We start from the raw sequence: 7,733 nt of genomic DNA, 5'->3' as shown, positions 1-7,733 counted from the left end.
TACAGTTACAGTTACAGTTACAGTTACAGTTACAGTTACAGTTACAGTTACAGTTGATTATAAAACGATATGGCGGTCATCACACATAACCGCCATATAGATTAGCAACTTTCTAAGAATTCTTTAATCTTAGGATTTGCCTGTAATGTTTCCATTTCTTCTGAGGATAATAGTTTAACCTTATCCCGCTCTTGGTTTACCAAACATAGGAAACCAATATAGTCCCCTTTATTGGCGCGGAACTGATGAATTGTCTTGCCTGGAATTTCAATGAAATCACCAGACTCTACATCATGAATTTCGTCTCCTAATAAAAGCTGCCCTTTGCCGCGGAATATCATAACCATATGCGTATGCTCGTGATATTCTAATGTGGAATAGCCTCCTGGCAAACATTCAAAATAACGGAATTGGCATGGAATATCATAAGCACCATCGTATAGCACTTGACGTGTTACATCTTTAAAAGGACTACCATCTTGTTTATATACCAAGGTGTCGACGCCATCCCACTTGAAATTTTTAGCATCAAACTTGCGTATCATATTTTACCTCTTCATACAAAAAAGTGCTGCATCGAAACAGTGTTTCAATACAGCACCAAAGGTTCGATTATTTGAAGAAACGTTTCAAGGTTCCCATTAAACCATGACTATGTTGTTGTACACCATCTGCAACTCCTGTTACTTCAAAGCCAGTTTTTTCAATAGCCATAGAAATAACCTCTACTGCAGATTTAGTAGGATCAAAAGAAATCGTTACAGTTTTATCGTCCAAATTTACTTCTGAGCTCAATACACCTGGTAGCGCAAGAGATGCCCCTTCTACTGCTTCCTTACAATTGTTGCACATCATACCAGGTACATTAAATACCTTTGTTACAACGCCATTATCTTCACCGCAACCACAATCTTTGCACATAGTAATACCTCCTATTAATCGTTAGCTTCTTTATGTTTATCGTCGTTTTTAGCCCCTGCTGTTACGTCGATAGTAGTCGCTTTTTTAACGGCTTCTTTCGTTTCATCAACAGCTTTTTTAGGGCCGGAAATAGCATCTTTAAATTCATTGATGCCCTTACCAATAGCTTTACCTACTTCAGGTAATTTACCAGGTCCGAAGATAACTAGAGCGATCACTAATATAACTATTAATTCAGGTGTTCCTATAGATCCCATATGTATCTCCTTTATATTTACTAAAACTTATATCTTTTAGTGTACATCATTATAGGCTGCCTTGTCCACATACCAAGTGGCTTCTTGTGAAAGCACTGCCCCAGGTAGTACGCGACCAATGCGTTTTTCCCAAGGTAAATCCTCATAATCCTCGCGTTGGTACAACACCTTAGTAAGTGCGGTTTTCTTGCTTTCACCAGTCACAGTGAACCAAACAGCATCGGATTTAGCAAGGAAAGAAAAGGTCATAGAAATACGTTCCCATACCTTGCCATCCTCTACTGCCACTACCTCTTGATCTGCCACGCGAAGTGCGTGAGAGCCTGCAAACAGCCCTGCTGTATGCCCATCTTCGCCTAGATCGAGCAATGCTAAATCGAGGCCAGATTTCTTGCAAGCCTTGAGCACATTCTTAATCTCTTTCTGATATTCCTCAGCCGCCTCTACAACGGTTCTAGAATCCGTATTAATTGGCAAGAAATGAGCCGCCCCTTTTGCCTTACAAAGCAAATGGGGTTTAACGCGATTAAAATAATTATCCTCGTGAGTTTGCGGCAAGAAACGCTCGTCAGTCCACACAAAGAATATGCGCTCCCAGTTGAGGCGCTCAATATATTCAGGGGAATTAAGCAATTCTAACAAACCATTAACAACAGTGCCACCTGTGATACCAACAATGCACGATTCCGTGCGGCTAATCTCTTCATTGGTAAAAGCAATGAAATCCTCCGCTAATACTTGGACTACATCACTAGGACTGTCATAACATTTAATTGTATTTTGAGCCATGTAATAATGACCTCCTAAACTATTATAATAGTACTATTATATACACTTTTGCATCGTAATGAAAGCAAAAACCGATGTAACTCAATATAGGGAGCCACATCGGTTCGAATTATATTAGTAACTGCTTATAAATTACATGATATTTGGTACAATTACAAGAGGATAATTATTATTTTTGACCAAATTTAGGGCGACGACGCTCTGTGAAAGCCAGAACTCCCTCTTTGAAGTCCTCGGAAAGACCTAATTCACATTGGTTTTCTACTTCAAATTTCTTGTATTCTTCCCAGCCAGCTAAGAAACTATTCCACATCATTTCCTTCATAACGCGGTAAGATTGTGCAGGACCTTTAGCTAACTTTTCTACAAGACGTCTTGTGGCCGTTTCTAAATCTTCTAATTCACAAACTTTATATACAAAGCCAAGTTCTTTTCCTTTTTCAGCAGATACGGCTTCACCAGTCATAACGATATGCATAGCACGGTTCATACCAATAGATCGAGTCAACAAGAATAAACCACCTGCATCAGGAGCAAGACCTACGTTTACGAAAGCTTGAATAAAGCGTACGTTATTAGCAGCTACAACAAAATCGGCAGCCAATGCCATGTTAAAGGCCGCACCTGCTGCAGCACCTTGAAGGCTCATGATAACAGGTTTAGGTAAACGTTTCAGAGCCATAGAAATCTGAGCTACAAGCTCAACGATTTCAAATAAAGACTCTGTATCGCCTTCGTTTACAGCGCGTTCCATTTCTGTTAAATCGCCACCAGCAGAGAATACCTTGCCTTCAGCATTAATAAGCAATGCACGAACACTATCATCTTTATGTGCTTTATTTAAAACCTCAAGGATCTCCTTGCACATCTCGATATTAAAACCATTAGCCACTGTAGGGCGATTAAATGTCAACGTACCTATGCCGTTGTCCACTACGTATTGAATTGTATTATAAATCATATGATTTCTCCTATATGAAAATCTATTTTCGAAAAAATTCGATTATTATATATCTATTATAGGAGAATTAAATGTCCCTGTAAATGATAGAATTACATAACCCAATAAAATCAAAATAATACTATTATCCTATAAGCTATAAGCCATAAACTAAAAATAAGACCTAAGCTATAAGCAGTCTATAATGCAAAAACACCTGCAGACATTGTCTGCAGGTGTAATAACCTGTATTCCAAATATTAACGTTTGGAGAATTGGCTTGCTTTGCGGGCTTTTTTAAGACCGTATTTTTTACGTTCTTTCATACGTGGGTCACGAGTCAAGAAGCCAGCTTTTTTCAAAGATTGACGAAGTTCGCCATCTACGTCCAATAACGCACGGGAGATACCGTGACGAATTGCACCAGCTTGACCGGAAGGACCGCCACCAGCTACAGTTGCGATAACATCATATTGTTCAACTGTGTTAGTCAAATTCAAAGGTTGTTTTACGATCAATTCCAAAGTTTGGCGACCGAAATAATCATTAAGTTCACGTTTGTTAACAGTGATTTTACCTGTGCCCGGTACCAGACGAACTCTAGCAACGGAAGATTTTCTACGACCAGTGCCGTAATATTGTGCTACTGCCATTATATGTTCCTCCCTCTAGATTATCGTACGGAAATTTCTAATACTTCTGGTTTTTGAGCTGCATGTGGATGCTCAGGACCAGCGTATACGTTTAATTTACGGTATTGTTGTGCACCCAATTTATTTTTTGGAAGCATACCACGAACTGCCATCTCAACAACACGTTCAGGTTGTTTTTCAAGCATCATAGCCAATTTAGTGAAACGAGCACCACCTGGATAACCAGAATGACGGAAGTATTCCTTTTGCTCTAATTTTTTACCAGTTACGCGAATTTTTTCTGCGTTTACAACGATCACATGGTCACCAGTGTCTACGTGTGGTGTGAAAGTTGGTTTATTTTTGCCCCGAAGAACTTTTGCAACTTCGGCAGCAAGGCGTCCTAAAGTTTTACCTTCAGCGTCAACAACATACCATTTCCGTTCGATTGTGTTCGGATTGGCCATAAATGTAGTTTTCATGCTGCATATCCTCCTAATAACGTCATAATTCTACCAAAATCAGCTTGTCCTTTGCTTCCGGGGCTAATGGAAACACGACTAAAGCTTACTCAAAATAGTATACAGATTTTATGGGTTTGTGTCAATTAAAAGTTACTATGATTTTTACCTTTGTAGAAGATAGATTTTATATTTACTTTCATTTAATTGAAAAATCTAAATACTCAAGATGAAATACTAAACCATGTTCCTGTAACAAGCCGATATAATAGATACAATACTAAATCAAAAAAGCCATAAATCAATATTAAAGACTAATATGCTCAACAACCATATAATTATCAAATAAGATGCTTGCCTAACATAATGTTTTCTTTGTGTAGTATATTCTATTCGTTTAATCTCTTTAAGATTATATGCTCGATATTCTAATAAGTGATTATGTATATTAAATGATAATAATACATCTAATAGTACAACACCTAAGAGTATGCGTTCCGATAATGTAAACTGAAAGAAATCAACGGAGCCAATAAAGTAAGATGATACTATGAGTGCTAACGAAAACAAGATATTAACAAGGCTCAACCAATTATACCAAGCATAATCCCGACCTATTGTATAAGTTACAAAGCCATATTTTTTTAAGATTTCCAATAATACTTTTATAAGAAAATATATAAGAAAAATAATTAGAGATATCATCATTATAAGATGACTAAATGATATATTTTCAATATATGATAATAAAAACATATTCTACCAAAGTACCTCTTTAATTAAAACGGCCAATACTTTCTAGCTTTCTCTCTGCTGCAGAAGAAATATTCTATATTTACTTTCATTTAATTGAAAAATCTAAATACTCAAGATTAAGTACCAAACCATGTCCCTGTAACAAGCCGATATAATAAATACAAAACCATTATTAAAAACAACATCCCACTAATAAGCCTAAAAATCAATATCATAATTGGGCTTTCATTGTAACTGTTATCAGGAGAGTATAAGCCCAATAATAAAGGATTATATATGCCGATTCCAGTTACAATGAGACCAAATATACAGACATAAAACTGTGGATCAATATTTCGAAAAAATCTAATTAATTCACTCATTTATATACTCAAAACAATCTTTTAGTAATAATACAAACAACACAATATATACAAAAACCCGCAGTGCATAGCACTGCGGGCAATAGCGCCAAATTATTTGGAGTACAATTCGACGATAAGTGTTTCGTTAACTTCGATAGGAAGTTCTTCACGTTGAGGAAGACGAGTGAATGTAGCTTTGAAGCCTTCTAAGTCTTTTTCAATGTAAGGAAGTTCGAAAGAACGAAGTTCTTGGAAGTTAGTTTTGAACATTTCGTTGTCGCGGGAAGCTTCACGAAGTTCAATAACGTCACCTGGTTTGCAGGAGTAGGATGGAATGTCTACACGACGACCATTTACCAAAATATGGCCATGGTTTACCATTTGACGAGCTTGACGAATGGAGTTACCAAAGCCGATGCGATATACAAGGTTATCAAGACGTTGTTCCAAAAGGATCAACATGTTTTCACCTGTAACACCTTGCATTTTTTTCGCTTTATCATAATAGCGTACGAACTGGCGTTCTAGCAAGTTGTAGTAAGCTTTAACTTTTTGTTTTTCTAATAATTGTGTGCCATACTCAGACATTTTTTTCTGACGTTGGTCTTTTTTGACGCGATTCAAGGCTTTTGCGTGACCGAATACGTTCACACCAAAGCGACGACAAAGTTTGAATCGAGCCTCTCTTCTCGTTGCCATGTGATTATCACCTCATAGTTGAATAAAAAACTTGTACCGACACATAATGGTACCCATGTATAATATCATTTTCATTTACTTATGTCAATTAATGATAATTGTGAAAGTTATTGAAATAAGTGCATAATCACAATTTTTAATTAATCTTTTTTATGATAATAGTACACGCTATATCGATTGTGCATGCTTCATCATATTTTATAGATTTAGATGAAAAAACAATTATAGTATGCTACAATATGAATAAGTAAGGTAATAGTTATCATTGGATTCTTATTACAAAATTGGGGGAACAACATGAAAGAGTTACCTACAATGCAAGAGCTACAAAGTTTTATTACTTATAATAAAACAGGAAGCTTTACATTAGCAGCACAATCTATGAATATTACACAATCAGCTTTCAGCGCTCAAATGAAAAAATTAGAGCGTTTAGTTGGTGTGAAATTAATCTCCCGTTCTACAAGAGGTAGCCGTTTAACGCCAGAAGGCGAATTATTCTTACCAGAAGCAGAACAAGTTCTCGATACATTAGAACGTGCTATTCAATCCATCCGCCTAGCAAGCAAGGTGGAACGTCCGATTTTGAACATCGGTGTACTGCGTAGTTTAGGTGATATTCGTCTAAATGGTTACGTATCACACTTCTTCCAAAATCATCCTGAGTTCTCTGTCAGCATCTATGACATGGAAGAAGAAGAGTTAATGCTCGACTTACGCGAAAATCGTATCGACATTGCTCTACTCTATTTACCAAATAACAAAGATATGTCCGCATACGAATCTACAGCTCTTAGAGAGGACGAATTCGTATACTATGCACCAAATTTAATAGAAGGCATGGAAACCGCTAGCTTGAAAGCGATTCAGTCACAACCTTTGCTCATGTATCCACCTAAATACTTCATGTATCGCACATTGAAAAACTACGTAGGCAATGGTCAACAAAATCTACACATCCGTGGTAGCCGCTTATCCAACCCTTACACAATGATCGACTATTGCCAAAAAAATAATTCTGGTTGCATCGTAGCAAAACAAATTTTAAATTCCTTAGGCATCACTGATGGTTTTGTACCTTTAGAAAAACCATTCAAACTACAAGTGTGCTTCGCATTCAAGAAAAATAACTCTAAAACAGAAACTATGCATACCTTTATGGACTATGTACACAGCGAATCACCACCACGCTTATAAAAGCTAACTAAACCCCGTATACCTTTTAGGTGTACGGGTTTTTTATACATAACTCGATTCCATCACAAGATGCCATTACTACTAGAATCTATTTATGAGTACATTTTCGCCTTCATTCTAAACAATTATTAATCTAAGGATATAAAATAATTGCTCTTTCCTAATCTAGGTTGTAGAATAGAGAATAGATTTCAATTAATGTAGTAGAATACAGTGAGGTTATTATGCTCTTATCTATCCTCTTCTTTATACTAGCAGGACTTGCTGAGATTGGTGGCGGTTATCTTGTATGGCTTTACATGCGCGATGATAAAGGCCCCCTCTATTTAATCGCAGGTGCCATTATTCTATTTTTATATGGTATCATTCCTACCTTCCAACCAGAAGCAAGCTTTGGCAAAGTATACGCCGCATACGGCGGCGTATTCATCGCCCTTTCTATTCTATGGGGCTGGCTTGTTGACGGCTTGCGACCAGACACATATGATATCATCGGCGGTCTCGTTTGCATCGTAGGTGTATATATCATCATGTACGCACCTCGATAAACAGAAATACAGAACTTCTATAAGCATTACAACAGAAGGAGTACAACTAGAACAGTTGTACTCCTTCTTTATTTATATACCCATATGTACTTTTAGATACTAAAAAACGGTCATCCGAAGATAACCGTTTACTTTGGTGGACGATGACAGGATCGAACTGCCGACATCCTGCTTGTAAGGCAGGCGCTC

10 protein-coding genes are annotated in these 7,733 nt (G+C 37.1%); 2 read left to right on the top strand and 8 right to left on the bottom strand.

The window, feature by feature from the left end; all coding sequences use genetic code 11:
• Nucleotides 1-101 precede the first annotated feature (101 nt).
• The 8 genes from RYM16_RS08560 to rpsD all read right to left on the bottom strand — a co-directional run bounded on the left by RYM16_RS08560 (nucleotide 102) and on the right by rpsD (nucleotide 5,799).
• On the bottom strand, nucleotides 102-545 hold the full coding sequence (locus RYM16_RS08560) for a cupin domain-containing protein (protein WP_054747915.1): 444 nt from the start codon (nucleotides 543-545) through the stop codon (nucleotides 102-104).
• A gap of 67 nt (nucleotides 546-612) precedes the next feature.
• Entirely contained in the window at nucleotides 613-921 is a 309-nt protein-coding gene (locus tag RYM16_RS08555) for a heavy metal-associated domain-containing protein (RefSeq protein ID WP_314983332.1), read from the bottom strand.
• Nucleotides 922-935: 14 nt separating this feature from the next.
• Nucleotides 936-1,178, bottom strand: a complete 243-nt coding sequence (locus RYM16_RS08550; RefSeq protein WP_004695192.1) for a twin-arginine translocase TatA/TatE family subunit — start codon at nucleotides 1,176-1,178, stop codon at nucleotides 936-938.
• A 36-nt stretch (nucleotides 1,179-1,214) separates the two neighbouring features.
• The gene (gene pgl, locus RYM16_RS08545; protein WP_314983331.1) at nucleotides 1,215-1,967 is read right to left on the bottom strand and encodes a 6-phosphogluconolactonase; all 753 of its coding nucleotides are present in this window, start codon (nucleotides 1,965-1,967) and stop codon (nucleotides 1,215-1,217) included.
• A gap of 169 nt (nucleotides 1,968-2,136) precedes the next feature.
• Nucleotides 2,137-2,928 carry an enoyl-CoA hydratase gene (locus tag RYM16_RS08540; protein WP_314983330.1) on the bottom strand — a complete coding sequence of 264 codons (792 nt, stop codon included), beginning with the start codon at nucleotides 2,926-2,928 and terminating at the stop codon, nucleotides 2,137-2,139.
• A gap of 239 nt (nucleotides 2,929-3,167) precedes the next feature.
• Nucleotides 3,168-3,560, bottom strand: a complete 393-nt coding sequence (gene rpsI / locus RYM16_RS08535) for a 30S ribosomal protein S9 (protein ID WP_004695188.1) — start codon at nucleotides 3,558-3,560, stop codon at nucleotides 3,168-3,170.
• A gap of 20 nt (nucleotides 3,561-3,580) precedes the next feature.
• Nucleotides 3,581-4,021 (bottom strand): 50S ribosomal protein L13, encoded by a 441-nt coding sequence (gene rplM / locus RYM16_RS08530; protein ID WP_009351047.1) that lies wholly within the window; start codon nucleotides 4,019-4,021, stop codon nucleotides 3,581-3,583.
• 1,190 nt (nucleotides 4,022-5,211) lie between these two features.
• Nucleotides 5,212-5,799, bottom strand: coding sequence for a 30S ribosomal protein S4 (rpsD, locus tag RYM16_RS08525; protein WP_009350991.1), 588 nt, complete (start codon nucleotides 5,797-5,799; stop codon nucleotides 5,212-5,214).
• 297 nt (nucleotides 5,800-6,096) lie between these two features.
• On the opposite strand from rpsD, the gene RYM16_RS08520 reads away from it, so the two are divergent.
• Together RYM16_RS08520 and RYM16_RS08515 are read left to right on the top strand one after the other, a co-directional pair.
• The gene (locus RYM16_RS08520) at nucleotides 6,097-6,996 is read left to right on the top strand and encodes a LysR family transcriptional regulator (RefSeq protein WP_009351238.1); all 900 of its coding nucleotides are present in this window, start codon (nucleotides 6,097-6,099) and stop codon (nucleotides 6,994-6,996) included.
• A 224-nt stretch (nucleotides 6,997-7,220) separates the two neighbouring features.
• A complete protein-coding gene (locus RYM16_RS08515) occupies nucleotides 7,221-7,544 on the top strand; it encodes a YnfA family protein (protein ID WP_009351302.1) in 324 nt (107 codons plus the stop codon).
• Nucleotides 7,545-7,733: the final 189 nt, after the last annotated feature.

Origin of the sequence: uncultured Veillonella sp., assembly GCF_963524655.1 — a bacterium.
Taxonomy (GTDB): Bacteria; Bacillota; Negativicutes; order Veillonellales; family Veillonellaceae; genus Veillonella.
This window is presented reverse-complemented; position numbering and strand designations above follow the sequence as displayed.

Coding starts and splice junctions, on each gene's coding strand:
- RYM16_RS08540 (WP_314983330.1), bottom strand. CDS start 2,928: ATGATTTATAATACAATTCAATACGTAGTGGACAACGGCATAGGTACG.
- RYM16_RS08550 (WP_004695192.1), bottom strand. CDS start 1,178: ATGGGATCTATAGGAACACCTGAATTAATAGTTATATTAGTGATCGCT.
- RYM16_RS08515 (WP_009351302.1), top strand. CDS start 7,221: ATGCTCTTATCTATCCTCTTCTTTATACTAGCAGGACTTGCTGAGATT.
- RYM16_RS08555 (WP_314983332.1), bottom strand. CDS start 921: ATGTGCAAAGATTGTGGTTGCGGTGAAGATAATGGCGTTGTAACAAAG.
- rpsI (WP_004695188.1), bottom strand. CDS start 3,560: ATGGCAGTAGCACAATATTACGGCACTGGTCGTAGAAAATCTTCCGTT.
- rplM (WP_009351047.1), bottom strand. CDS start 4,021: ATGAAAACTACATTTATGGCCAATCCGAACACAATCGAACGGAAATGG.
- pgl (WP_314983331.1), bottom strand. CDS start 1,967: ATGGCTCAAAATACAATTAAATGTTATGACAGTCCTAGTGATGTAGTC.
- RYM16_RS08520 (WP_009351238.1), top strand. CDS start 6,097: ATGAAAGAGTTACCTACAATGCAAGAGCTACAAAGTTTTATTACTTAT.
- rpsD (WP_009350991.1), bottom strand. CDS start 5,799: ATGGCAACGAGAAGAGAGGCTCGATTCAAACTTTGTCGTCGCTTTGGT.
- RYM16_RS08560 (WP_054747915.1), bottom strand. CDS start 545: ATGATACGCAAGTTTGATGCTAAAAATTTCAAGTGGGATGGCGTCGAC.